The sequence below is a fragment of the Enterococcus avium ATCC 14025 genome (assembly GCF_000406965.1).
GTDB classification, from domain to species: domain Bacteria; phylum Bacillota; class Bacilli; order Lactobacillales; family Enterococcaceae; genus Enterococcus_A; species Enterococcus_A avium.
The window spans coordinates 114,031-138,965 of record NZ_KE136367.1; the positions used below are offsets into that span (position 1 = coordinate 114,031).

Annotated in this window: 25 protein-coding genes; 3 read left to right on the forward strand and 22 right to left on the reverse strand. The window is 41.5% G+C overall.

What is annotated here, in order from left to right:
* Window positions 1–9: 9 nt before the first annotated feature.
* From OMU_RS19890 to OMU_RS19995, 22 genes are all read right to left on the reverse strand, one after another.
* Window positions 10–828 (reverse strand): purine-nucleoside phosphorylase, encoded by an 819-nt coding sequence (locus OMU_RS19890; protein WP_016181655.1) that lies wholly within the window; start codon window positions 826–828, stop codon window positions 10–12.
* Between the two features lie 26 nt (window positions 829–854).
* Window positions 855–2,027 carry a phosphopentomutase gene (deoB, locus tag OMU_RS19895; protein WP_016181656.1) on the reverse strand — a complete coding sequence of 391 codons (1,173 nt, stop codon included), beginning with the start codon at window positions 2,025–2,027 and terminating at the stop codon, window positions 855–857.
* A gap of 560 nt (window positions 2,028–2,587) precedes the next feature.
* Window positions 2,588–3,541: an ABC transporter permease gene (locus tag OMU_RS19900; RefSeq protein ID WP_016181657.1), complete on the reverse strand. Its 954-nt coding sequence runs from the start codon at window positions 3,539–3,541 to the stop codon at window positions 2,588–2,590.
* Window positions 3,541–4,671, reverse strand: a complete 1,131-nt coding sequence (locus tag OMU_RS19905) for an ABC transporter permease (RefSeq protein WP_016181658.1) — start codon at window positions 4,669–4,671, stop codon at window positions 3,541–3,543. The genes OMU_RS19900 and OMU_RS19905 overlap by 1 nt, the downstream gene beginning before the upstream one ends.
* Window positions 4,664–6,199: an ABC transporter ATP-binding protein gene (locus OMU_RS19910; protein ID WP_172702342.1), complete on the reverse strand. Its 1,536-nt coding sequence runs from the start codon at window positions 6,197–6,199 to the stop codon at window positions 4,664–4,666. Before OMU_RS19910 ends, OMU_RS19905 begins: the two co-directional genes overlap by 8 nt.
* Window positions 6,200–6,395: 196 nt before the next feature.
* The gene (locus OMU_RS19915) at window positions 6,396–7,496 is read right to left on the reverse strand and encodes a BMP family lipoprotein (RefSeq protein ID WP_016181660.1); all 1,101 of its coding nucleotides are present in this window, start codon (window positions 7,494–7,496) and stop codon (window positions 6,396–6,398) included.
* A gap of 59 nt (window positions 7,497–7,555) precedes the next feature.
* Entirely contained in the window at window positions 7,556–7,948 is a 393-nt protein-coding gene (locus OMU_RS19920; protein ID WP_016181661.1) for a cytidine deaminase, read from the reverse strand.
* An 18-nt stretch (window positions 7,949–7,966) separates the two neighbouring features.
* Window positions 7,967–8,629: a deoxyribose-phosphate aldolase gene (deoC, locus tag OMU_RS19925; protein ID WP_016181662.1), complete on the reverse strand. Its 663-nt coding sequence runs from the start codon at window positions 8,627–8,629 to the stop codon at window positions 7,967–7,969.
* Window positions 8,630–8,691: 62 nt separating this feature from the next.
* On the reverse strand, window positions 8,692–9,993 hold the full coding sequence (locus OMU_RS19930) for a pyrimidine-nucleoside phosphorylase (RefSeq protein WP_016181663.1): 1,302 nt from the start codon (window positions 9,991–9,993) through the stop codon (window positions 8,692–8,694).
* Between the two features lie 139 nt (window positions 9,994–10,132).
* Entirely contained in the window at window positions 10,133–11,149 is a 1,017-nt protein-coding gene (locus OMU_RS19935; RefSeq protein WP_016181664.1) for a LacI family DNA-binding transcriptional regulator, read from the reverse strand.
* Between the two features lie 848 nt (window positions 11,150–11,997).
* A complete protein-coding gene (locus tag OMU_RS19940) occupies window positions 11,998–13,224 on the reverse strand; it encodes a zinc-binding dehydrogenase (RefSeq protein ID WP_016181665.1) in 1,227 nt (408 codons plus the stop codon).
* 29 nt (window positions 13,225–13,253) lie between these two features.
* A complete protein-coding gene (locus OMU_RS19945) occupies window positions 13,254–14,117 on the reverse strand; it encodes a PTS system mannose/fructose/sorbose family transporter subunit IID (RefSeq protein ID WP_016181666.1) in 864 nt (287 codons plus the stop codon).
* Between the two features lie 12 nt (window positions 14,118–14,129).
* On the reverse strand, window positions 14,130–14,942 hold the full coding sequence (locus OMU_RS19950) for a PTS mannose/fructose/sorbose transporter subunit IIC (RefSeq protein ID WP_016181667.1): 813 nt from the start codon (window positions 14,940–14,942) through the stop codon (window positions 14,130–14,132).
* Window positions 14,943–15,102: 160 nt separating this feature from the next.
* Window positions 15,103–15,591 carry a PTS sugar transporter subunit IIB gene (locus OMU_RS19955; protein WP_016181668.1) on the reverse strand — a complete coding sequence of 163 codons (489 nt, stop codon included), beginning with the start codon at window positions 15,589–15,591 and terminating at the stop codon, window positions 15,103–15,105.
* A 1-nt stretch (window position 15,592) separates the two neighbouring features.
* Window positions 15,593–16,003, reverse strand: a complete 411-nt coding sequence (locus OMU_RS19960; RefSeq protein WP_016181669.1) for a PTS sugar transporter subunit IIA — start codon at window positions 16,001–16,003, stop codon at window positions 15,593–15,595.
* A gap of 73 nt (window positions 16,004–16,076) precedes the next feature.
* Window positions 16,077–16,877, reverse strand: a complete 801-nt coding sequence (locus OMU_RS19965) for an SDR family oxidoreductase (protein ID WP_016181670.1) — start codon at window positions 16,875–16,877, stop codon at window positions 16,077–16,079.
* A gap of 171 nt (window positions 16,878–17,048) precedes the next feature.
* Window positions 17,049–17,522: a GyrI-like domain-containing protein gene (locus OMU_RS19970; RefSeq protein ID WP_016181671.1), complete on the reverse strand. Its 474-nt coding sequence runs from the start codon at window positions 17,520–17,522 to the stop codon at window positions 17,049–17,051.
* Window positions 17,523–17,579: 57 nt separating this feature from the next.
* Window positions 17,580–18,446, reverse strand: a complete 867-nt coding sequence (locus tag OMU_RS19975) for a helix-turn-helix transcriptional regulator (protein ID WP_016181672.1) — start codon at window positions 18,444–18,446, stop codon at window positions 17,580–17,582.
* Window positions 18,447–18,481: 35 nt separating this feature from the next.
* Window positions 18,482–19,429, reverse strand: a complete 948-nt coding sequence (locus OMU_RS19980) for a sugar-binding transcriptional regulator (RefSeq protein ID WP_016181673.1) — start codon at window positions 19,427–19,429, stop codon at window positions 18,482–18,484.
* A gap of 133 nt (window positions 19,430–19,562) precedes the next feature.
* A complete protein-coding gene (locus tag OMU_RS19985) occupies window positions 19,563–20,162 on the reverse strand; it encodes a class I SAM-dependent methyltransferase (RefSeq protein WP_016181674.1) in 600 nt (199 codons plus the stop codon).
* A 4-nt stretch (window positions 20,163–20,166) separates the two neighbouring features.
* A complete protein-coding gene (locus OMU_RS19990; RefSeq protein WP_016181675.1) occupies window positions 20,167–20,748 on the reverse strand; it encodes an SGNH/GDSL hydrolase family protein in 582 nt (193 codons plus the stop codon).
* Between the two features lie 54 nt (window positions 20,749–20,802).
* A complete protein-coding gene (locus tag OMU_RS19995; protein ID WP_016181676.1) occupies window positions 20,803–21,381 on the reverse strand; it encodes a GrpB family protein in 579 nt (192 codons plus the stop codon).
* Between the two features lie 508 nt (window positions 21,382–21,889).
* Between OMU_RS19995 and coaA the strand changes: the two genes are divergently transcribed.
* The 3 genes from coaA to OMU_RS20010 form a co-directional block, all read left to right on the forward strand.
* Window positions 21,890–22,813, forward strand: a complete 924-nt coding sequence (coaA, locus tag OMU_RS20000; protein WP_016181677.1) for a type I pantothenate kinase — start codon at window positions 21,890–21,892, stop codon at window positions 22,811–22,813.
* Window positions 22,814–22,868: 55 nt separating this feature from the next.
* Window positions 22,869–24,437 carry a glutamine-hydrolyzing GMP synthase gene (gene guaA, locus OMU_RS20005; RefSeq protein ID WP_016181678.1) on the forward strand — a complete coding sequence of 523 codons (1,569 nt, stop codon included), beginning with the start codon at window positions 22,869–22,871 and terminating at the stop codon, window positions 24,435–24,437.
* A gap of 133 nt (window positions 24,438–24,570) precedes the next feature.
* A partial coding sequence (locus OMU_RS20010) for an ISL3 family transposase (RefSeq protein WP_016181679.1) occupies window positions 24,571–24,935 on the forward strand: 365 nt, incomplete at its 3' end.

The window sequence follows — 24,935 nt, forward strand, 5'->3', positions numbered from 1 at the left end:
TCTATACGATTATAACACCACTAAGATTTCTTTGATTAATTTCTTGAAGTCTTCTTTGACACGTTCCGTCGTTTCCACAACTTCAGCGTGGTTTAAATTCGCCTGCATACCCGCCGCTAAGTTGGTAATACAAGAAATTCCTAGAACCTTCAGTCCACTGTGAGACGCCACGATGACTTCCGGTACGGTTGACATTCCAACAGCATCCGCGCCCATTGTACGAGCCATCCGAATTTCCGCTGGCGTTTCATAAGTTGGTCCAGTGAAGCCTATGTAGACTCCTTCTTGCAAATCGATAGCCAATTTATTTGCGACTTCACGCGCTTTTTCTTGGTATTCTTTCGTATAAGCTGCACTCATATCTGGGAAGCGTGGACCCATGTTTTCATCATTTGGTCCGATTAACGGATTAGTGCCCATGAAATTGATATGGTCGGTGATCAGCATTAAATTCCCTGGTTGGAAGCCTTCGTTCACGCCGCCTGCAGCATTTGTCACAACCACTGAATGAATGCCTAATGCTGCCATGACACGAACAGGATACGTCACTGTATCCATTGGGTTTCCTTCATAGTAATGGAAGCGACCTTGCATCGCTAATACATTTTTTCCTGACAATTTTCCATAGACTAATTGTCCCGCGTGACCAACCACTGTTGAAACAGGGAAATGTGGAATTTCGTTGTACGGGATCACTACAGGGTTTTCAATTTCTTCTGCTAATTCACCTAGTCCTGAACCTAGGATCAATCCAAATGCAACATCTGCTACTCCTTTTTCTTGAATATAGCTTGCTGTTTGCTGAATTTTATCTTGTAAGTCTGTCATAAACGTCTCCTTATATAGAATATTTTTTATTTCAATAATTTTAAGAAGCTTTCGCCATTTTCTGTCGCTGGCACGTCAAAGTTTTCAGCAATCGTTGCAGCGATATCTGAATAGTAGCCTTGCGGTAATTTCCCTTGTGCCGCCATTTTCTTGCTGTAAACCAATAAGGGTACATATTCACGAGTATGGTCTGTACCAGTAAATGTTGGATCGTTTCCGTGGTCAGCAGTGATCATTAATAGATCGTCGTCTTGCATCGCATCTAAAATTTCTGGAATTCGTAAATCAAATTCTTCAATCGCATGAGCATAGCCGACAACATCCCGACGATGACCAAACAAAGCATCAAAATCAACGAGATTCGTAAAACTCAAGCCAGTAAAATCATTTTTCATTACCTCTAACAACTTGTCAACGCCATCCATGTTGCTCTTTGTACGAACAGCATCCGTAATTCCTTGGCCATTAAAGATATCGTTGATTTTACCAACCGCAATCACATCTTTACCATTGTCTTTTAATGAATCTAAAACAGTTTTACCAAATGGATCAAGGGCATAGTCGTGACGGTTGCTAGTACGTGTGAAGTTACCTGGTTCACCAACATACGGACGTGCGATAATCCGACCAATCATGTAAGGATCGTCCTTCGTAATATCACGAACATATTGACAAATTTTGTACAATTCTTCTAACGGAATGATTTCTTCGTGTGCTGCAATCTGTAATACAGGGTCAGCAGACGTGTAGATAATCAAATCGCCAGTCTTCATTTGTTCTTCGCCAAAGTCCTTGATAACTTCAGTTCCGCTATAAGGCTTGTTGGCACCCATGATAATTCCGCGACCAGAAAACTCAGAGATTTGATCAAGCAATTCTTGTGGGAATCCTTCTGGAAAAACGCGGAAAGGTGTTTGGATATTCAATCCAGCAATTTCCCAATGACCTGTCATTGTGTCCTTACCAACAGAGATTTCTTCCAATTTTGTCGCATAGCCATCATGCTCCGCAACATCCTTCACACCTTTCAGTGGACGAATCGTTCCAAGACCAAGCTGTTCCAAATGCGGAATGTTCAATCCAGCTTCTTCTGCAATATGACCTAAAGTATCTGAACCGACATCTCCAAATTTTTCAGCATCCGGTGCTTCTCCAATACCAACTGAATCCATTACGACTAAGTGAATGCGCTTAAACATTTCTATTCCCTCTTTCTATTTATTTATATCAAAATAAGTAAGACGAATCCCACTTATATATTTAACAAAACCTTTGTGCTGTTAAACTAATTGCCACAGCTCCAGTATATTGGGTTCTTAGTGTTCCGTAAAATAAAAGCTACGCCTTGCTAAATTATGAAACACCCAGCTAATTCGATTTAAAGGATTAACTTTTTTGCCAGTCCGACTTTGAGCAACTGCGAAAGTTGGACTGGCAACTAGCTCAGTTTAGCGGAATTCATTTTTCGAAAACCATGAAAAATGATTCTATCTTCGTACGCATACGATTCCACTACTATAATACGTTTGGACAATTGATTCGCAGCTAATTCGCATTATGGTATTAACTTTTTCAAAAAGCGAAAAAGTTAGTTTGATCCTCATCACGCATACCATCCAACTAAACCTCGCGTATTTATGCCTGCTTTTAAGATTTTATTTTTGCCAGTCCGACCTTGAGCAACTGCGAAAGTTGGACTGGCAAAAAGGGCGCGACTAAGAACATTGTCCCATAGCCCCACCCTTTGAAAACGAAAGAATTATTTTGATTTGATGTAATTGACACCGTCTGCTTTTGGTGCTGCTGCTTTTCCTAAGAAAATGACCAATACCACAATGGTTAAGACGTATGGTGCCGATTGTAGATACACATCTGGAATTTGTGAAATGATCGGTAAGTTTGATCCTGCGATACTCAAGTTTTGCGCGAATCCGAAGAAGATCGCAGCTCCCATCGCACCTAATGGATTCCATTTACCAAAGATCATCGCTGCTAGTGAAATGAACCCTTGACCTGCGATGGTTGTTTGTGCAAAGCGTCCAGCGATGGATTGTGCAAAGACTGCCCCGCCCATTCCGCCAAGGAAACCAGAAATCAACACACCTGAGTAACGTAATGCGTAAACATTGATTCCTAAAGTATCAGCTGCCTGCGGATTTTCACCGACAGAACGTAAACGCAAACCAAAACGCGTTTTAAAGATCACAAACCAAGAAAGTACCGCAATCAAAATTGCAAAGTATGCTGGCAAACTTGTATTTTTAAAGAACAGATCACCAAGTACAGGAATCTTACTTAATCCTGGAAAATCAAAATAACCAAATTGCTGTTGGATCGTGTCTGTTTGACCTTTTCCATAAATCACTTTGATCAAGAAAATCGCTAATGGCGGTGCTAATAAGTTCATTACTGTACCACTGATGATGTGGTCTGCACGGAAGCTAACTGTCGCAACAGCATGCAGTAAGGAGAATGCCATCCCCGCTAAACCACCGACTAAAACACCCAACCAAGGAGTCATTGCACCAAACTGATCGGCAAAAGCTAAGTTAAAGACCACTGAACTAAACGCCCCTGCAACCATGATTCCCTCCAAACCAACGTTAACGATCCCGCTGCGTTCAGAAAAGACGCCACCTAAAGCCGTTAAAATCAACGGTGCTGAATATACAAGTGTCTGAGCAATAATTGAAGCTACTAAATCCATATTCATCAGACTTTGCCCCCTTTTTCAGATTCTTCGTTCGGAGCACTTTCTATTTCTTGGACAGTAGCAACTTCTTTTTTACCGCCCATGACTTTTGCTAGACCAACACGTACGATGTAGTTGATGGCTACGAAGAAGATGATCAACGGAATTACACTATTGGCTAATTCACTTGGAATACCTGAAAACTGCATCCCTTGTCCGCCGAGCTTCAAGATACTGAACAGCAGTGCGGAGAGTAAAATTCCCACTGAGCTTCCGTTTCCTAACAGTGAAACCGCCATTCCGTCAAACCCTATGCTGACTGATGTTCCTTGAACAAAGTAATTCATAAATGTTCCTAGTCCATAAACGACACCACCAAGACCAGCTAAGGTACCTGAAATGATCATGGAGATCACGATCGTGCGTTTACTACTCATCCCTGCATATTCAGAGGCAAAAGGATTCAAACCAACGGAACGAATTTCAAACCCTAGCGTTGTTCGTTTCATTAAGAACCACACAAGCACTAAGAAGACTAACGCTAAAATAATACCCATGTTGACCCGCGAACCGCCAAATAAGTTTGTTAACCAAGGTTCGCGTAATGACGCATTCAAGCCGACACCTTTAGTTACACCCTTGTTTGAAATGATATCTGGTGACATTACATGATTAACGATATGATTCGCTACATACAAAATCACATAGTTCATCATAATGGTTACGATAACTTCACTGGTTCCAAAGAATGCACGCAATAATCCAGGAATCGCTGCAGCCGCAGCTCCGGCTAAAGCACCAGCGATGATCGCTAATGGCAAAACAACGAATTTCGGTGAATCCGGCATGCTTAATGCGACCCAGATACTTGCGACCCAGCCGCAGAGCGCTTGCCCAGACAGCCCGACGTTAAAGAATCCAGCTGAATTGGCTACTGAGAACCCCAGCGCAGTAAAGATTAACGGTCCCGCACCAACCAAAATTTCTCCGATAGACATTTTGCTTTGGAATGCGGAGCTAAACATTGCGTTATAACCTTCGATTGGGTTAAACCCAAATACTAACATCAAAACAGCACCAAGAACAAATCCTAAAATAACTGAAATAATCGGTACTAAAATATTTCTAATTCTTTCTGAGCGATCATTCATTTGTCTCACCAGCCTTTGCTAATTCTGCTCGCGCTTCTTCTAAACTATAGCCGGCCATCAATAGCCCAAGCTCGTTTTCAGAAGTTTCTTTCGGATCTACGATACCAACGATCTCCCCTGCATGAATAACCGCGATACGGTCAGAGACATTTAAAATTTCATCCAGCTCAAAGCTTACTAATAGCACGCCTTTTTGCTTGTCGCGCTGTTCAACCAAACGCTTGTGGATATATTCGATCGCCCCAACATCCAGTCCACGAGTTGGCTGTGATACAATCAGCAGATCTGGATCACGATCGACTTCTCGTGCGATAATCGCTTTTTGCTGATTCCCGCCTGATAGTGAAGCCGCTGGTGCTTTTTCACTGGTTGTCCGTACATCGTATTCTTCAATCAAGCGCTTCGCGTAACGATCAATCTCACCGTAGTTCAAAATACCCGTTTTACTAAATGGTTCATGGTAGTATGATTGCAACGCGATGTTCTCCGATAATGGCAACGGTAAAATCAAACCATATTTATGACGGTCTTCCGGCACGTGTCCGACGCCTGTTTCAGTAATATGACGCGGCGCTTTGCCTGTTACATCTTTTCCGCTAATTGTGACTGTTCCGCTTTCGACTTTACGTAAACCAGTAAGAGCTTGGATCAGCTCTGTCTGTCCATTACCATCGATTCCGGCAATTCCAACAACTTCCCCGCGATGGACATCCAGCGAAAGATTCTTCACTGCCTCTAAGCCGCGACTTTCTTTTACAACAAGATTCTTAATTGAAAGAACGACTTCGCCTGGCGTTGCTGGTACCTTATCTGTTTTGAATGAAACAGAACGTCCCACCATCATATCCGCTAATTGCTGCGAGCTGACATCTTTGACGTCGACCGTTCCTATGTATTGTCCTCGACGAATAACGGAACAGCGATCCGCGACTTTTTTGATTTCATCTAGCTTATGAGTAATCAGAATAATCGATTTGCCCTCATTAATTAGGCCTTCCATAATCGTAATCAGCTCATCAATTTCTTGCGGTGTCAATACAGCCGTTGGTTCATCAAAAATCAGAACATTCGCACCACGATACAAGGTTTTCAAAATTTCGACCCGCTGCTGCATACCCACTGAAATGTCACGGATATAAGCGTCTGGATCAACTTTTAACCCGTATTCTTCAGATAAACGCACGATCTCAGCTTTAGCTTTCTTTTTGTCCAGCATGCCGTTTTTCTTCGGCTCGCTGCCTAAAATAATGTTCTCTGTGACGGTAAAGGCATCCACTAACATGAAATGCTGATGGACCATTCCGATCCCTAATTGATTGGCTTTCGTTGGGCTTGAGATATCGACGGGTTGACCATCCATTAGAATCTCACCAGAAGTTGGCTGTAATAGCCCAGACAAGACATTCATCAATGTTGATTTTCCAGCGCCATTTTCACCTAGAAGCGCGTGAATCTCGCCCTTTCGAATCTGAAGATTGATGTTGTCATTCGCTTTAAACGTACCAAATTGCTTGGTGATATTGCGCATCTCAATGACATTTTGTTCTTCTGTCACTTTCTTTTCACATCCTATCGCTTTTTAAAACCTGACAAAACATTGCAACGCTAAGGGCGTTCTTCCCTTAGACAAATCAAGCACTGGCTGTGACTTGTCTAAAAGAAGAAAACTTTTTTTAAAAGAGGACCATAGCCTCACGCGTTGGAGACTATGGTCACCTGAATAATTATTTCTCAGGAGTTTCTGGAACTTTGATGTCGCCAGCAGAAACTTTTTCTTTTGCTTCTTTAACAGCTGCTTTCGCATCGTCTGAAAGATAGCCGTCTGTTAAATCAACACCGCCGTCTTTCAAACCAAATGATAAGTGTTTGCCGCCAGGGAATTTGTCATTCAATGCATCCGTAGAGATTGATTGAACCGCTGCGCCAACGCCTTTAAGTGTTGAAGTCAAACAGAAGTTGCTTTCTTTACCGTCTTTAGATTTGTATTTGCCATCGTTTTGTTGGTCGCTATCGACACCGATAACCCAAACTTTGTCAGCTTCGTCAGCTTTTTCGTTACGTGCTTTCGCTTCTGAGAAGACCCCTTGACCAGTACCGCCTGAAGCATGATAAATGATGTCTACGCCAGCATTGTACATGTTCGCTGCCAAAGCTTTCCCTTTAGAAGGATCACCAAATGAAGCCGCATATTGTACGTCTACAGAAATGTCTTTGTCTAATTTTTTAGCAGTATCTTTTACCCCTTGAACGAAACCAGCTTCAAAGCGGTCGATTACGGCACCTTCTTCACCACCAACAAAACCTAATTTATTTGATTTTGTTGTTTCAGCTGCTGCTACACCTGCTAGGTAAGCTGCTTCTTGGTCTTTAAATGTTGCCGAAGCAACGTTATCTTTGTCTTCAATCACTGAGTCAATGATAACGAAGTTTGTATCTGGGTTTTGATCTGCTGCTGCTGAGATTGGGTCAGCTAGTAAGTAACCAATCCCGAAAACTGTTTTGAAACCGTTAGTAACAGCTTGTGAAATATTTTGTTCATATTCAGAAGCATCGTTTGATTGGATATAGTTATATCCGCCAGTACCTTTTTTGATATCGTGTTCTTTACCCCATGCTTGAAGACCTTCCCAAGCACTTTGGTTAAATGAACGGTCGTCCACCCCACCAATGTCTGTTACGATTGCTACACTGTGTTTTGCATCGTCTTTGGCCGCTCCGCCTGAAGAATCAGTTGAACCGCCGCCACTACCGCCGCCGCAAGCTCCTAGAGTCAGCAACGCTGCCATTGCTACGGTACCTAGGCCAAATAATTTTGCTTTTTTCATTTCTGTAAAGCCCCCTAAATATGTTTTTTTCAACAGTCCTGCGACTGAATGAACATGGTTTATAAATCTTTGTCAGTAAAGGTATACGGCAGTAACTCTTCAACGGTCATTTCTTTTGTTACTCCGTTGTCACCGACTAAGGTTACTGGCATCGCTGGATCGCAAAATTCCGCCATAACTTGACGACATGCGCCACATGGAGAAATCGGTTCTGGTGTGTGACCAGCGACTACTAAATGACTAAAGGCTTTTTCGCCTTCCGAAACAGCTTTAAAAATAGCTGTTCGTTCTGCGCAATTCGTTAAGCCGTAAGAAGCATTTTCAATATTGATTCCTTGATAGGTTTTTCCTTCCTTCGTCACAAGACATGCGCCGACAGGAAATTTCGAATATGGGACATACGCTTTGCCGAGTGCTTCAACTGCGATATCGATCCATTCTTGCTTACTCATGTGTCATGCCTCCGTTTTTTAGTACCCCGTACCAGAAAGACCGTTCATAATAGCAACTCCTGAGCTGGCACCTAAACGAGTAGCCCCTGCTTCGATCATTGCTGCTGCTTCTTTGGCATTATGGATACCACCGGAAGCCTTAACACCCATTTCTGGACCAACAGTTTCACGCATCAAACGCACATCTTCGACTGTTGCGCCGCCTGTTGAGAATCCCGTAGAGGTTTTTACAAAATCTGCTCCCGCCGCTTTGGCTAATTCGCAGGCTTTGACTTTTTCTTCATTATTTAATAGAGAGGTTTCGATGATCACTTTAACTAAGGCCTTATCTTTTGCGGCTGCTACGACTGCTTCAATGTCTTTTTGAACCTTTTCGTCGTTGCCATCTTTCAGTTCGCCGATATTGATAACCATATCCACTTCATCCGCACCGTTTTGAATCGCGTTTGCTGCTTCGAACGCCTTTGTTTCAGTAGTATTTGCTCCAAGCGGAAAACCGATCACCGTACAAACTGCAACGGGCTCACCCTGTAATTCTTTGGCTGCAAGCGACACCCATGTTGGATTGATGCAGACAGAGTAAAAGCGATATTTCTTAGCTTCTTCAATAATTTTCATTACATCTTCTTTACTGGCATCCGCCTTTAAAATTGTGTGGTCGATCATTCGATTTATTTCCATTTCTGACCCTCGCTTCTTTCATTATAATATACTTTTTATTGTTACAAAAAAGTTTTAAATACTTATTCTGTAATAATATCGTGGATTAAAATAGGCTCTTTTGGCTCTTCACCAATCGAAATATTTTCATAAAGTAATTTTTCTACTTCGTCAATTTCATTGGAGTTCGCGTAGATTGTTAATAGCGATTCGCCTTCAGCAACTTTATCGCCGACTTTTTTATGCAGCTTGATACCAACGGCATGATCGATATCTTCTTCTTTCGTTTTACGTCCCGCGCCTAACAGCATTGCTGCAATCCCAATTTCATTGGCTACTAAATCAGTGACATACCCCGAGGTTTTAGCTGGCAACTCAATTTCATATTTAGCGGTTAGAATCTTGTCCGTTTGATCAATTACTGTTGCATCCCCACCTTGGTCTTTAACCATTTCACGGAATTTTTCTAGCGCCTTACCAGAATGTAGGGCTTCCTCTAACATCGCTCTGGCTTCATCCAACGTCGCCGCTTTACCTGCTAAAACAACCATCTGACTACCTAATACATAGCACATCTCTGTTAGATCAGCTGGTCCTTCTCCTTTCAAGGTATCAATCGCTTCCACGATTTCTAGGCTGTTTCCGATTGCTTGGCCTAACGGCTCAGACATATCCGAAATCACAGCCATCGTTTGACGTCCAGCAAGCTTTCCGATGCGTACCATAGTTTTCGCTAAACGTTTTGCATCATCGATGTTTTTCATAAAGGCACCTTCGCCGGTAGTCACATCCAAAACGATTGCATCTGCACCCGCTGCGATTTTTTTACTCATGATCGAACTGGCAATCAACGGGATGGAATCCACTGTCGCTGTTACATCACGTAATGCGTACAACTTCTTATCCGCTGGAGCCAGATTTCCTGACTGACCGATGACAGCTACTTTACTCTTGTTTACAATATCAACAAATTCTTGATCGGATAATTCGATTTTAAAGCCGGGAATTGATTCGAATTTATCTAAAGTACCTCCAGTAAAACCAAGACCGCGTCCAGACATTTTTGCTACAGGTACGTCTACACTTGCTACAAGTGGCGCAAGAACCAAAGTTGTGGTGTCACCAACACCGCCAGTGGAATGCTTATCCACCTTCACACCCTCAATAGATGACAAATCAATGATGTCTCCTGAGTTTGCCATAGCCAAAGTTAAATGAGAAATTTCCTCATCCGTCATGTCCTGATAAAAGATTGCCATTAATAAAGCGCTCATCTGATAGTCTGGAATACTTCCGTCTGTATAGCCATCAATGATGAAGTCGAGTTCTTCTTTTGATAGGGCATTACCGTCTCTCTTTTTTTCGATCAAATCTACCATTCTCATAGGTTTTCCTCCAAGCTTCAAAAGATATTATACAATAAAATGGCGAAAGGTAAACCACTTTAGTAAAACAGTTTACTAAATACAGAAGCGCTTTCTGTTAGCGCTGCCATCGTTACTATAACGGGTACTGCTCCCGTTGTCAACCCTGATCTACTTTTTTAACACTCTCACGAATAATTAATTTAGTTTGGAAGATTTTATTCGGAATTCGCTGAGAAGGGAAATTAATGGCATCTACTAAAAATTTTGCTGCTGAAAAGCCAATTTCACTGCTCGGCTGAAAGACAGTTGTCAAAGGCGGAACCATGTATTCACTAACTTCTAACCCGTCAAAGCCCACGACCGAAATGTCCTCAGGAATTTTTAATCCCGCTTCATAAATCGCTTGATAGCAACCAAGAGCCATCTCATCATTTCCGCAAAATATCGCCGTGATTTTCTTATTTTTTAATACCTCTCTTGCCGCATGATAACCGCCGGAGATCGTTAATTGTCCAGAACAAATATAGCTTTCTTCAAATGGCAATTTATACTCAAAAACTACCTGCCGATAGGCCTTCACCCGCTCAGTTAATTGATAATAGCCTTGACTCTCTTTTAACATACCTATATGACGATGCCCTTTATCTACCAACATCCGCAGGACTTCTTGTGCCCCGGCATATTCTTCTACTAATAGCTGGCCCCAATCGCGATCGTTCAAGCCTCGGTCGATCAAAACAATCGGGTGTTTACGGTAAAAGTCACTGCCCAACTTGTGTTCTCCCTCAAGATGATTAGGCGTGGCCAACAAAATACCATCTACTGACCGATGTGACAGCTCATTTAAATAACGTTTTTCTTGTTCAATATCGTGGCGAGAGTTACACAAAATGATCATATAACCTAGAGGATTTAAATAACTTTCTACTCCTTCGATCACCTTTGAGAAAAAAAAGTCGGTTACGTCCGGCACGATCATCCCGATCGTTTTTGAATGACGATTAATCAAGTTCGCTGCAAAAAAATCCGGTTTGTATTGATGTTCTTCAACAATGGCTAAAACCTTTCTGCGCGTTTGTTCGCTGAAGCGGCTGCCTTTATTATTTAAAATCTGTGAGACAGTCGTTACTGACACGCCAGCCATCTCAGCGATCTCTTTAATGGTGATCTTCATCACGGTCCCTCTCTTTGCGTTTTTTTTAAGTGTAGCAAAGGAAAAAATAGAAAGAAAGCATTTTTCTTCAAAAGGCCGGACTTCTTGCTTATTCTGTAGGAAAAAAGTGGAATTTAAAGGCTCCTAGAAATAAAAAGTAGTTAAGCAAATAGCAGACGTTTTAGGTGCCATCAAAAATCAGCAAGAATTTATGCATCAATTCTAATTAGCCTACACCGTTTTCGCACGATTCAGATAGTTTTTGAAAAAAGACTATGATGTGCCCAACAAAGACTGCTGGCCATTTTATTTAAATCTATAAAAAGCGAGATAAGATGATTGCGAATTAAACATATAACGAAAAGTATCAAATTCTCTAAAATGATTATGAACCAAAAAAATCTAAGCTGTGATCTTTTTGATAAGCAAAACAGTGAAAAAATGAATCTAGGCGTCGCGAACGCTGCATTTTACAAATGATTCATCTTGGATTATGTAAATTTGGAGCTTTTAAAGTAGGCAAGGTTTTTATCTCGAATTTCAAATAACAGCGATCCAATATTCATCACGATTTTTATAAATAGTTTACTTTCTTTTTCCAGTGCCTATAAATTACAGCTTTCACTTTCTGAAAAAGATGTACTCTGTAACGCAAAAATTAACTGCCGGTACTGTCCATAATGAAGTCTACTCAGACATTGCCAATCAAGTCATTTTAAAAGAGCATCTATAAAATGAACTGCCGCAGAATCAGTTCTTTTCTGCGGCAGTTCTTATTTTATAGTTACATAAATTGCGTACCAAAACCCGAACGTTGGTACAGTAGAAAATGTGAAAACGTTTGATTTATTCATTTACTTAATTAAAAATTAAATATTTGGATAATTCTTCAAAACATAATTTTCAGCCTTCTGACTCCAAATACCATCTGTTTCTGCTAGAATTTCGCCTAATTCTGAATTGTTATCAATCTCTGAAAGTTTTTTCAGTTCAGATTGTTTATGGGTATAAACTAATTTTTTTCCGCCGCCAATCGCTGGTTGATTCAACGTGGTTTCCCCTACTGCATCCAATCCTAGAATATGGGTAACGACATTGGCAACTTTAACTTGCTTATCCTCAATCAATTTTACCGCCTTGCGCATGTCCTCGGTATTACCGCCAGACGTTCCCACAAAGTGCGTAAAGGAATAATGCACATCGTAAAAATTCACCTGCGCCGAAAACTCTTTGTCCTGCGGTCCCGCGAAGAAGTTCAGGCAGCCATCCGGATTCAACATGTCCGCCGCATCCGTTACTACTGGTGCCACTGGAATCATTACAAAGATATCATCGAAGCCTCCATCTGCTTTTTCCTTCAAAAGACTGACTTGATCTTCAACATCTGCTACATTTATATATGAAACTTCAATACCGTTTTGACTTGGATAGAGCTTTTCTGCACGAGCTAATTTTTCCGCATCACGATCGGTAACAACTAATTTCTTTGGTTTGATGGGTCCATGCAAAGCATAATCGATTGCTAATAAACCCATTGGGCCAGTCCCGCCCATGATCAATAGATTCCCATCAGCTTTGATTCCCATCTTGTGTTCATAGGACCCTTCTTTTAAATGATAATTTGCTTCAAAGGCGCCAATTACACAGGATAATGGTTCAATCAGTGAGCCTTCAAAATAGGTATCACCTTTATAAGGGATCAAGCAGTCCTGATTCATGACATCTTCTGAGATCACGATGTAGGTCGCATCGCCGCCAGTGTAAGGATACGAATAGCCGGGACAATCTGGACGATCCGGTAATTGCAAGTTCGCCTGCAAAACATACCGCTCTCCTTTTTTATATTTATGTGCCCATTTGCCGCCAACTTCCAACAGTTCGCCACAAAATTCGTGACCAATAATAATCGGATTTTCCGCAAGATTATTGGGCGCTTTTTTATGATCCGCCCCTTGATTGGCTAACTTCCACGTTGACATACAAATACTATCAGTGATGACTGAAGCCAAAATCTCATTCTCTTTGATTTCAGGCAATTCAAGTTCCTCTAAACGTAAATCCTTCTTACCATATAAACGTACTGCTTTCGTTTTCACTACTGCTCCCCCTAATTTCTTCTATAATATTATGCTAAAATTCCTAACCAATAACCGATGATTCCTACTGCAAACAACACAAAAATCAAAACGATTGGGCTGACTTTTTTCTTTAGTAAATACATCATCAACAAGGTCAAACCTAACGCTGGTAAACCTGGAACTAAATCATCCAAAACATTTTGCACAGTTGTAATAACTGTTTTGCCATCCGCACCTGGTGTTTTCGATACGACTAGCGGTATATTGACAGTGGTCCATTTCGTTACCAGAACCCCCATGATGAATAATCCTAAAATTGTCGCACCTTCAGTCAATTTCTGTAATAAATTGCCCGACAGATCTTTAACAATATCCATCCCTTTACTGAAGCCGTAAGTCAATCCAAACCATTTCATCGCCAAGCGAATCACGTTAAAAGCTACGAAGAATAAAATTGGTCCCATCACATTTCCAGATAAAGCCAACGAGGCACCTAATGCTGCGGTGATCGGACGTAAGGTTCCCCAAACTAATGGATCGCCGACACCAGCTAAAGGTCCCATCAACCCAACCTTTAAGCTATTGATTGTCCCATCATCGATATCCGCACCGCTTGCTCGTGCTTCCTCCATCGCCATCGTTACGCCGATAACAGGTCCGCAAACAGCTGGTGTCGTATTAAAGAAAGTCAAATGGCGTTTCAAGGCTTCTGCTTGTTCTTCTTTGGTTTTATACACTCGACGGATTGTCGGAATCATATCCACACAAAAAGCCAACGCATGAATCCGTTCAAAGTTAAAGGACGCCTGCTGGAAGTTTGAAAAGACAAACGTTGTCATCAAATCTTTTTTCGTTAATTGCGATTGCGCATAAATATCTTTTTTCGTTTCTACTGTTGAAGTATTTTCCATTTGTACTCCTCCTTAATCTTCCAGCTCATCATCGGCTAACTCGCCGGCGACAACTGCTGCGACCTGATTTCCTTGAACCTCGTTTTTCTTAAAGTTCGGATTTAACTGCACGTAAATCAATGCAGTAATTAGCCCGATAATTCCAAACGCCAACAAACTAAACTCTAAATAACCGCCCATGACAAATCCAAGATAGAAGAAAGGCATCAAATATGCCACGCTCATCATATTCAAGACCATCGCATATCCGACAACTACGATGAACCCACCGGCAACTGCTAAACCTCCTGTGATTACATCTGGTATCATGTTCAACATATTTGTCACCATCTCAGCGTTAACAAAAGCCGCCACAATCGTAGCTGGGATTGCTACTCGTAAAGCTTGAATGAATAAGGCACTGAAATGAAGGAAGATAATCTTATTGAAATTTGCTTTTTCCGCTTCACGATCCGCTGCGTGTTGAAAAGCTACCGTGATTGTCCGTGCGATAACCGTCAATACTTGCCCCGCCGCTGCCACTGGCAACGCAATCGCAATTCCGGATTGAATATCCTGCTGACCAACAACGACTAATATAGTAGAAATCACACTCGCCAGAGCTGAATCCGGTGACTGCGCCGCCCCAATATTCATCCAGCCTAGAGCAATCAATTCTAATGTTCCTCCTAGAATAATTCCCGTCTGCACATCGCCTAAAATCAGACCAACCATCGTACACGCAATCAACGGTCGATGCGTCTGAAATTCATCTAACACACTGCCCATCCCGCAAATACAAGAAAAAAGAAAAATAAGTACAATCTGCAACGCTGATAATTCCATTATTGTGTCCTCCTATTTCATATTAAGGTAATCATTTTTCTCAAAATGAGTTTGATGTTCAATACGTATACCACTCCACCAGATTTTTCAGTACTCAATAGAATTTTATCTTGCTTACAATTTTTACCTGAAAAAAGTGGAACTAGTATCCTGCCTCCTTTTAGAACCCTGCTTCTTTTAGCTTCTCTTCAAAATTACCCTTCGGATCGGTCGCAACGACTCTCAAATCTAACTCCACACCTGCTGCTTCAAGCTTGCGAAATGCATCCGCTTCTGTTTGATCAACTGAAACAGCTTTGGTGATTTGTGTCCGTCCTGTTTTGAATTGCATCCCGCCGATATTGATGGATGTGATTGGCACCTGCATTTCGACTAATTCCAATACTTCCATTGGATTCGTGAATAGATAGAACACTGATTCATCTGCATATTTTGGGTTATTATAGACCTTCACTGCTTTCTCCGGAGTCACGATATTCACTTTGATTCCTGGCGGGGCTGCTTGTTTGACCAATGTTTTACGAATCTCATCATTAGCCACTTCTTTACTAACAACGATGATCCGCTTTGCACCAGCTTCCTTTGCCCATACTGTTGCCACTTGTCCATGAATCAAGCGATCATCGATCCGCGATAATTTGATTTGCATCTTATAAATCCTCCTCTTCTTCAATCACCTGTTGTTTAAACGCTTTCACTGTGTCGCAGGATATTTTTGTAACATGATTCACAATCTCTGTTAAACTGCTGCCTAGCATACTTGCTGCCTCTAAGACAATCGGCAGCGACATTCCTGATATCACGTCAATCTCGCGTTCAGGATTCTTCATTGCAACTGCACAGCTGGCATTATAAGGCGTCCCACAAAATAGATCTGTCAAAATCAGATATGATGCATCTTCCTTCATTGCCCCAGCAACTTTTTCTTGGATCGTGTCTAATCCTTCTTCTTTCAAAAATTCGATCGATTCAAAATCCGGTAGCGTACCAAAAATCATTTCTGCTGATTTTTTCATTTCGTGTGCCAACTTCCCATGCGCAACCAAAATTACCTTGTTCATAAGCTCCTCCCAGTTCTTTTTTATTTTACAATTCTGCCGACCGCTTATTTCTCACGATCAGCAGAATCAAAAATTACCCTCGTGTTTTTCCGCCAGCGACGTTAACAGTCACACCATCTATGTAGCTTGACCGGTTAGAAATGAAGTAGGCAACTAAGTCTGCTACTTCTCTTAATTTACCGTCACGACCTAATGGAATTGTCTTAGTATTCGTGTACCCAGCACGTAATTGCTCGACTGTTATTCCCCGCGTATAGGCTAACGCTGTTTCGTACTCGATCGTACGTAAGCCGGTTTCTTCCATAATCCCAGGAGCAATTCCAACAACACGGACACCTTTTTTTCCTAACTCCTTTGCCCATGAGCGAGTAAAGCTGTTCACCGCTGCCTTTGTTGCCGCGTAAACACTTTGTCCCTCCGAACCTTCTAAGCCACATTCTGATGACATATTAATGATGACCCCATAGCCTTGCTTGACCATTACACGACCAACTGCTTGGCCCATTAAGTAGACACCCTTTTGATTAATCGCGATCATCTTATTAAATATCTGTTCATTAATTTGGAATTTCCCTTCCTCGGACATCTTCTCGTCAACTAACAAGGCTGGGATATTGATACCCGCATTATTGACAACTGCATCAATTGTTTGAAATTTTTTCACTGTTGTCGCTACCGTCTGTTCCACCGATTCTGGAGAAGTAACATCTGTTTGACTAAAAACTAAATTTTCGTGAGTAAATGTCCCTTCGCGTAAATCCGCATTCACCACATTGATCTTTAAATCACATAACTCTTCAACGATAGCTGCACCAATCCCTGATGAACCTCCAGTAACAATGACCGTTTTTCCTTGTACACCTAACCAATCCATAGCAAATACCCCTTTAACATTTGTGATTTACTTTTAACATTTGTTGCACTTTTATAGTAACCGCACTAGAAAACGTTGTCAATAACTTTTTGCAATTTTTTTAAAACAAAATCACAAAAGTGCAAGACGGCATAAAAAAAGACGAGTTTCTCCAACTCGTCTAAATAGATACTATTCGTAAACCAATTCCATAATCGTTTCCTGCTGTTCCTCAGGTATCTCCTCGTCGCTCAAATAATACTCATAAGAAATCCCGCTGAATTTCCCGCCAATTTTTTTAATCTCATCCATCATGGCGAAATAGGGCTCAGTCATATCATCATAACGCCCGACATAAAGTGCAGATAACGCCTTATAGGACGGAAGGAAATAACTGTCGCTTTCGATCTCCGCAGCATTTTTGACTTTCTCTGCCACGGGAAAACCAACCTCCATCTCAATGGCTGATTCATCCAATCCGCCATTTTCATCCATATTTTTATAAGAAACAAATGGTGTACTTAATATTTGGATTCCTTGCTCTTGAATAAACCCGCCTAGCTTCATAAAGGTTGGTCCAATAACTTGAGGAATTTCTTCGACCTTCACGGTAAAGGTTTGAGAAAGAATCCATTGATCTGGTTTCATGATTTGTTCAAACTTCATTGATATCTCCTCCTTTTTCTATAAGTGTATCGAATAAAAGTGCCAGAACATGTCATATTAAAAATGATTTTTATAAAATGCCCCAACGTAATTTAAAACCTTCTCGCGAATCCAATCCGGGCCAAGAATTTCAACATTTTTTCCTAGCGGAATTAAAAAACGATAGAGATCATCGAATTCCGTGAAGTTCAAAGTCGCATCAAAGCTACTGTCAGGATTGTCCGTCCAAGCAAAATCCGCGAACTCGGCATACTTTTTATAAGCGATCCGCTTGCTGAATCGTAGCCGAACAGACAACTGTGGAAACACCAATTCTTCCTCTGGAAACGGATAGTCTATTGGCTCTTTTAAAACAACGTTTCGAATTTGTTTGAGTGGAAATAAGCCCCAATCTAGCTTACTTGATTCCCAAGCCAGCAAATACCACGTTTGATACTTGTACAGTACACGTTTTGGTGCTAAAGACAAGAGCCGGGTTTGGCCATATTCGGTGTGGTAAACACAGTTGATCTCACAATGATTGAATAACGCCTCTTTGATTTTTTCAAAGGTTTGGCTGGTGATCTCGGTCTGACTCAAATCGACCTCCAGCCATTCGCTCCAATCATAGACCGTGCCCATTTTTTTCAGCAGCTCATCCGTATCAGCTAAGCCTACAGATTGCAATAAATGTAAAGCAAGAAATAGATCATCCTGCTCTTCTTTATCAATCAAAGCATTACTGACATGATAGGCATCATCCAGAAAAATACCGCCATTTCGCCCTTTATTGGCATAGACTGGAACTCCTGCCAAACTCAGCGCATCGACATCACGATAAACCGTCCGGACCGACACTTGGAATCGCTCCGCTAATTCCTTTGCGGTAACTTGCTTGTGGCTCAATAAAATCAAGATTGTTTGAAGCAAACGAATAACCTGCATAGCTCCTCCTTAAAATAGAAAAAGATAGGACTCCCCTATCTTTTCAATACTTCTCGCGCAGTTTCTTCCGTCGTGACTAATACATTAATATACTGACCCTTTAATGCGCTGGCAATCGCGTCGGCTTTATCGACTGCTTCTGCTACACCGATTCGATACGGTGTTCGCTTCAAGTCAGCGATATCGATTCCAATCAGACGATCATCTAAACTATTCTCAATGTGTTCGCCTTCAATATTGTAAAAGCGTGACACCACATCTCCCACCACTTTTTTTCCTTCTAAATAAGCCAGCACATCTTCGCCATAGAACTGTTTCCAGCTTTCACTCGCCTTCAATGTCGGCGAACCGATTCCTAAAATGGCAATATCAATCTTGCGCCAATAATCGATCAATTCTTGATTAAAATCATTTTCCATCAAGGCTTTTTTCAACGCGACCGTTTCGGGAAAAGCTGGTGAGTCAATCAATAATGCTCGACCATTTAGTTTTTTTGATGCTTCATAGGTAATTGTATTGACGTGATAATCACTGATTAAACGCCCAGACGGTCCGCCGATCATTGGGACACAGAGAATATTATCTACCGCATAATTTGTCAGCCCTTCTGGTATTGCGGACATGGTTTCGCCCCAAGAAAAGCCAAAGATCATATCATCCTTAATAATCTCTGTTAGGTATTCACCGACCCCTTGTGCTAACATTTTATCCTTTTGCGTACGACTTAAATCTGTTCCCGCTTGCACTATAATTGCCTTTTCCAGATCGAATTTTTCCTGCAATTCCTTTTCGATACTGTAGGTTCCCGCTTTATCATAGTTGATGGAAATATTCACGATTCCTTCGTTACGAGAACGCTTCAGCAAACGACTGATCGTACTGCGATGTATATTCAGCTCTTTCGCGATTTGACTTTGATTTTTATCTTCTTGGTAATACATTTCAGCAATGCGAACCAATAATTTATCTTCTTCTTTTTGCATAGACTTACCTCCTTATCACATTTGTGAAAAACATGAGTCAATGTGATTGTACCCTTTCTTCGACCACACATGCAAGCCTTTTCCCTAAAGACAAAGAACCCGTCCATTCAGATATCGAATGAACGGGATCAATTTATTCCTTCACACTGCGAATAATGTAGTAGCCTTTGTCCTTCGCCACTATTTCGGCGTTGCCGAAAACTTCTTCCATTTTACTTTTTGCGCTGGGCGCACCTTGTTTCTTTTGGATCACGATGGTCAGTGTACCGCCATCTTTTAACAACGGTTCTGCATCGCTTAATATCTGATGAACGACTTTTTTTCCTGCACGGATCGGCGGATTGCTGACGATTGCGGCATATTCTTTTTGATGCAAGGTTTCATAGATGTTCGATTGATGAATATCTGCTTCGATGCCATTGCGCTTCGCATTTCCTTGCGCCAGTTCCACCGCACGATTATTCACGTCGATCATTTCGACTGAACGCCCAGTCTGATAGGCCAATGCCATACCGATTGGACCATAGCCGCAGCCAACATCCAGCAATGTTCCCTCCGGTAACTCCTCCGCATCGAAATGCTCGATTAATACACGTGAGCCATAATCAACGGTGTCCCTAGAAAAGACTCCGCTATCCGTCACAAATTGAAAATTTTTTCCCGCCAATTCAAACGACCATTGATGCAAGTCGTGTGCCGTCTCAGGATTTTCCGAATAATAATGATTTGCCATGTTCTTACCCTTCTGCTAATAAAATTTCTTTAATATCACGTGCAATCAAGGCCCCTAAGAAATGATAGCCCTCGTCTGACGGATGGATGCCGTCGAATGTTTGCACAAACTCTTTTGGTTTTGGATAAACAGTCATGTGGTGATACAGATCGATTACGTTAACGCCCGATTCTGCCGCTATCATTTTCGCTTTTTGGGCGAAGAGCTGTTGACGCTCATTGTCTCCCTTTGAATAAATGTCTGTATTGATGTAACCTGTCGTCAATAGAATCACTTTTGACGCATCAAAGGATTCAATGATTTCTCTAATATTTTCGCCAAAGGTGTCAAGTGAATTTGTCTGCTTCAACGAATCATTGGTTCCAAAAGAAATGACCACAAAATCACCTTCTGCATCCACGGCTTCACTCACCCGAGCCAAACCATCAGAAGAAGTCTCGCCGCGCTTGCCTAACTTGACTAATGAGTAGCCGGGAAAGCCCATCTCCGTCAGTTCATCAAGAATATACTTATCTAAAATATCACTAGTTTCACCATTCATGACACCAGCTAATAAACTGTCTCCGAATAAAACGATTTTTTTCATCATACACACTCCTTCTAACAATTTTCTTCCTTATCATAGCACGAAATGCGGAAATTATTTAGGCAAATAGCGCGGGCCGAATTCCTGTCGTGCCTTTTTACTATATTTCTGCACAAAATCCGATTTCGCATCCGTATAGGCATCACGATTGTGCTCAAACTTTTCCTTTAACGTAAGCTTTAATTCTTCATATTGCCGCGCAACTTCTGGATACTTTCGTAGATAATCCCGAAAATAAAACTCATCCCAATCTCCTATAGCACGAACATGCAGATGATAAACCTTTTCCGCAAAGCCTTCCGATGTGTAGCCCTTATTCAAATCTAATGTTTGTTTCTCCTTATCTTCAATCATCAAGATCCAACCGGCATTTTTCAGCCTCGCTGAAGCTTCTTCCACATCATACCCATCAGGAAATTCCAACAATATATCTACAATCGGCTTAGCAATCAAGCCTTCGATTGAAGTACTGCCGATATGATTGATTCGTTGAATCGGAAAATCAGCGAACAACTCCGTTAACTGCTGCTTTTCTTCCTCGTACCATTTCTCATAATCCACGTTATGATCCTTCAAGATAATTGGAAATAATTCCCACAATTCCGCCAGCGTCATTTCTTCCAGTTTCTTCATTTCTCCACCTGCTTTCCTAAATCTCCTGCTTCTATCATACACTTTTTCAGGTTGTTTCTTGGCTTTTCTTAACATCTCCCTAGTTTTTTCCTTCGCAACTAAAAAAACAATGAAACTCCTATCATTACGATAGCTTTTTACACTTTTTTTCGGCTAAAATGGCTTATAACGTTTTGTGTTAGGAAATTATTCGGATTTCTTGGAAATAGAACACTTTCTAAGACTGTTTTTATGGTAGAATAAGCGCAGTTGCCAGTTCAGCTTTTTACTTGAAATTGACTGGAATGCGCATGATATTGAACTCATTTTTCGATTTTGAAAAATGATTACTTTAATATGAATAAGGATGCCAGTTCAACTTTTCGCAGTTTACTCTGTTTGGCGTTCATTTTAGTTATTAAATCAGTATATTTTGGACACACTTAGTTGAATGGTATACGGCATGAAAATAGGATTCATTTTTCGCTTTTTGAAAAATGGTTACTTTAATATGAATAAGGAGGTTCTTATGAACGAAAGAGGGAACTATTTCCGGATCGCCCGCGACCAGTGGCAAGATTTCTACACACCGGGAAACACACCGTTGACGCAAGCAGAGCTTGACAATATCAAAAGCTTGAATGACCAAATCTCGATGAAGGATGTGGCCGATGTTTATGTACCCTTATGTCACCTGATCCATCTTTATATGAAGGATTTTGAGTCGCTCACGTTAAGCAAAGGGTTGTTTCTGCACCGTTATGTGAAGATGCCGCCGTTTATCATCGGAATCGCTGGAAGTGTTGCCGTCGGAAAAAGTACCACCGCTCGTTTATTACAGACCTTATTAGACCGCCTTTTCAAACATCAAACGGTCCAATTGATCACCACTGACGGCTTTTTATATCCAAACGCTGTCTTAGAAGAACGCGGGATTATGGATCGCAAAGGCTTTCCCGAAAGCTATGATATGGAGAACCTAATTGATGTCTTGAATGAAGTAAAATCAGGCAAAGAAAATATTCCCATCCCAAAATATTCCCATGATGTCTACGATATCGTGGATGGAGAATACGAGCTGATCGATTCGCCGGATATTTTAATCGTCGAAGGAATCAACACCTTACAACTGCCAGCCAATCAGCAAATCTATGTCAGTGACTTTTTCGACCTGTCGATCTACGTCGATGCTGATCCGAAAATGGTCGAGCGTTGGTATATCGAACGGTTCGAATCCTTGCTGGACACCGCCTTTAAAGATCCGGATAACTACTATTATGACTACGCAATCGGTGACCGCAAAGAAGCGCTTGCCATGGCGGAGGATGTCTGGAAAAATGTCAACTTGAAGAATTTGGAAGAGTATATCTTGCCAACAAGAGGCCGAGCTGATATTATCTTGCACAAGGCAAAGCATCATATCATTGATGAAATCTATTTGCGTAAATACTAGCTTATAAAGAAAGCTTGCTTTCTTTTATAATAAAACTTGAAAAGGGGTAATAATTGTGACAAACGTTTCTGCCGAAATGACAAACGTAGAAAAAATCATCGTACTTGATTATGGTAGTCAGTACAACCAATTAATCACTCGTCGTATCCGTGAATTCGGTGTTTTCTCAGAGCTTTTGAGCCACCGCATCACTGCTGAAGAAGTCAAAGCCATGAATCCAAAAGGGATCATTCTTTCAGGCGGCCCAAATAGTGTTTATGACGAAGGAGCCTTCTCCATTGATCCAAAAATCTTTGAATTAGGGATTCCAATTTTAGGAATCTGTTACGGCATGCAGCTGATCACATATAACCTAGGCGGAAAAGTTGAACCCGCTAAAAACCGTGAATACGGGCAAGCAACGTTAGAAATTGTTTCTGATAATGCCGTCCTATTCGCTGATACACCAAAAGAACAAACCGTTTGGATGAGCCACGGCGACTTAGTCACTCAAGTACCAGAAGGATTTGAAAAAGTCGGCACCAGCAAAGACTGCCCAATCGCAGCGATCCAAGATACAAACCGTAACTTCTTCGGCATCCAATTCCACGCAGAAGTACGTCATTCAGAATACGGCAATGAACTATTACGTCACTTTGCCCTAGATGTTTGCCAATGTAAAGGTGATTGGACGATGGATAACTTCATCGACATGCAGGTCGCAAAAATCCGCGAACAAGTCGGCGACAAAAAAGTCCTACTTGGCCTATCAGGTGGTGTGGACTCATCTGTCGTAGGGGTGCTTTTACAAAAAGCTATCGGTGACCAATTAACATCGATCTTCGTAGACCACGGTCTATTACGTAAAAACGAAGGCGAACAAGTCATGGAAGCACTTGGCGGAAAATTCGGCTTGAACATCATCAAAGTTGATGCTAAAGATCGTTTCCTAGATAAATTAGCTGGTGTTTCTGATCCAGAGAAAAAACGCAAAATCATCGGAAACGAATTCGTTTACCTATTCGACGATGAAGCAACTAAACTTGCTGGTCAAGAAGGCATTTCCTTCTTAGCCCAAGGAACACTTTATACAGACGTCATCGAATCTGGTACCGAAACAGCACAAACAATCAAATCTCACCATAACGTTGGTGGATTACCAGAAGACATGCAGTTCGAATTGATCGAACCACTGAATACCCTATTCAAAGACGAAGTCCGCGAATTAGGAACACAGCTTGGCATGCCTGACTCAATCGTATGGCGCCAACCATTCCCAGGACCAGGTCTAGGTATCCGCGTCCTTGGTGAAATCACTGAAGAAAAACTAGAAATCGTCCGCGAATCAGACGCGATCCTCCGAGAAGAAATTGCCAACGCCGGTCTGGACCGCGACATCTGGCAATACTTCACTGTCCTACCAGGCATCCGCTCAGTCGGTGTTATGGGCGATGGCCGTACCTACGACTACACAGTCGGTATCCGTGCGGTTACCTCAATTGATGGTATGACCGCAGACTTCGCACGTATCCCATGGGATGTCTTGCAAAAGATTTCTGTTCGAATCGTGAATGAAGTTGCTCATGTGAATCGGATTGTGTATGATATTACGTCTAAGCCACCTGCTACTGTGGAGTGGGAATAGTGTGAAAAAAGGTTCTATAATATTTGGTGTTGTTACTCTTTCTGAGTGAGAACACCAAGTATTTTTTTATACAAAAAGACATTTGGTTGTCCTATAATTAAATCGCTGAACCCAATCATAGGAGGCGAACCAAATGTCCAGTATTAAGAATATCAAATATAAAGATAATTGCCTAGACAAAACCATCAAACAAATCCTAAATATTCATGATTCCAACATTACTTTTCCTAAAGACGCCGTTTCAAAAGAAAAAGTCCATGACAGAATGGCCACCGTCTTTACTGGTCGACTGAGCTATCCGTCTCCTCGGTGTGAGTGTTGCGGCTACGACTCCGTCATCCATCATGGCTACAAAGATAGCTGGATTCAATTACTCCCTTATCAAGAGGTGTCTACCTATCTTCATCTCTATAAACAACGGTTTTATTGTAAACAGTGTCACCATACCTTTTCAGCTAAAACCTATTATGTCGCAGAAAACTGTTATCTCTCCCAAGC

Excerpts from the sequence above, each read along its gene's own strand:
- OMU_RS19890 (WP_016181655.1), bottom strand. The coding sequence starts at position 828 with ATGACAGACTTACAAGATAAAATTCAGCAAACAGCAAGCTATATTCAA.
- deoB (WP_016181656.1), bottom strand. The coding sequence starts at position 2,027 with ATGTTTAAGCGCATTCACTTAGTCGTAATGGATTCAGTTGGTATTGGA.
- OMU_RS19900 (WP_016181657.1), bottom strand. The coding sequence starts at position 3,541 with ATGAATATGGATTTAGTAGCTTCAATTATTGCTCAGACACTTGTATAT.
- OMU_RS19905 (WP_016181658.1), bottom strand. The coding sequence starts at position 4,671 with ATGAATGATCGCTCAGAAAGAATTAGAAATATTTTAGTACCGATTATT.
- OMU_RS19910 (WP_172702342.1), bottom strand. The coding sequence starts at position 6,199 with ATGCGCAATATCACCAAGCAATTTGGTACGTTTAAAGCGAATGACAAC.
- OMU_RS19915 (WP_016181660.1), bottom strand. The coding sequence starts at position 7,496 with ATGAAAAAAGCAAAATTATTTGGCCTAGGTACCGTAGCAATGGCAGCG.
- OMU_RS19920 (WP_016181661.1), bottom strand. The coding sequence starts at position 7,948 with ATGAGTAAGCAAGAATGGATCGATATCGCAGTTGAAGCACTCGGCAAA.
- deoC (WP_016181662.1), bottom strand. The coding sequence starts at position 8,629 with ATGGAAATAAATCGAATGATCGACCACACAATTTTAAAGGCGGATGCC.
- OMU_RS19930 (WP_016181663.1), bottom strand. The coding sequence starts at position 9,993 with ATGAGAATGGTAGATTTGATCGAAAAAAAGAGAGACGGTAATGCCCTA.
- OMU_RS19935 (WP_016181664.1), bottom strand. The coding sequence starts at position 11,149 with ATGAAGATCACCATTAAAGAGATCGCTGAGATGGCTGGCGTGTCAGTA.
- OMU_RS19945 (WP_016181666.1), bottom strand. The coding sequence starts at position 14,117 with ATGGAAAATACTTCAACAGTAGAAACGAAAAAAGATATTTATGCGCAA.
- OMU_RS19950 (WP_016181667.1), bottom strand. The coding sequence starts at position 14,942 with ATGGAATTATCAGCGTTGCAGATTGTACTTATTTTTCTTTTTTCTTGT.
- OMU_RS19955 (WP_016181668.1), bottom strand. The coding sequence starts at position 15,591 with ATGCAAATCAAATTATCGCGGATCGATGATCGCTTGATTCATGGACAA.
- OMU_RS19960 (WP_016181669.1), bottom strand. The coding sequence starts at position 16,003 with ATGAACAAGGTAATTTTGGTTGCGCATGGGAAGTTGGCACACGAAATG.
- OMU_RS19965 (WP_016181670.1), bottom strand. The coding sequence starts at position 16,877 with ATGGATTGGTTAGGTGTACAAGGAAAAACGGTCATTGTTACTGGAGGT.
- OMU_RS19970 (WP_016181671.1), bottom strand. The coding sequence starts at position 17,522 with ATGAAGTTTGAACAAATCATGAAACCAGATCAATGGATTCTTTCTCAA.
- OMU_RS19975 (WP_016181672.1), bottom strand. The coding sequence starts at position 18,446 with ATGCAGGTTATTCGTTTGCTTCAAACAATCTTGATTTTATTGAGCCAC.
- OMU_RS19980 (WP_016181673.1), bottom strand. The coding sequence starts at position 19,429 with ATGCAAAAAGAAGAAGATAAATTATTGGTTCGCATTGCTGAAATGTAT.
- OMU_RS19985 (WP_016181674.1), bottom strand. The coding sequence starts at position 20,162 with ATGGCAAATCATTATTATTCGGAAAATCCTGAGACGGCACACGACTTG.
- OMU_RS19990 (WP_016181675.1), bottom strand. The coding sequence starts at position 20,748 with ATGAAAAAAATCGTTTTATTCGGAGACAGTTTATTAGCTGGTGTCATG.
- OMU_RS19995 (WP_016181676.1), bottom strand. The coding sequence starts at position 21,381 with ATGAAGAAACTGGAAGAAATGACGCTGGCGGAATTGTGGGAATTATTT.
- coaA (WP_016181677.1), top strand. The coding sequence starts at position 21,890 with ATGAACGAAAGAGGGAACTATTTCCGGATCGCCCGCGACCAGTGGCAA.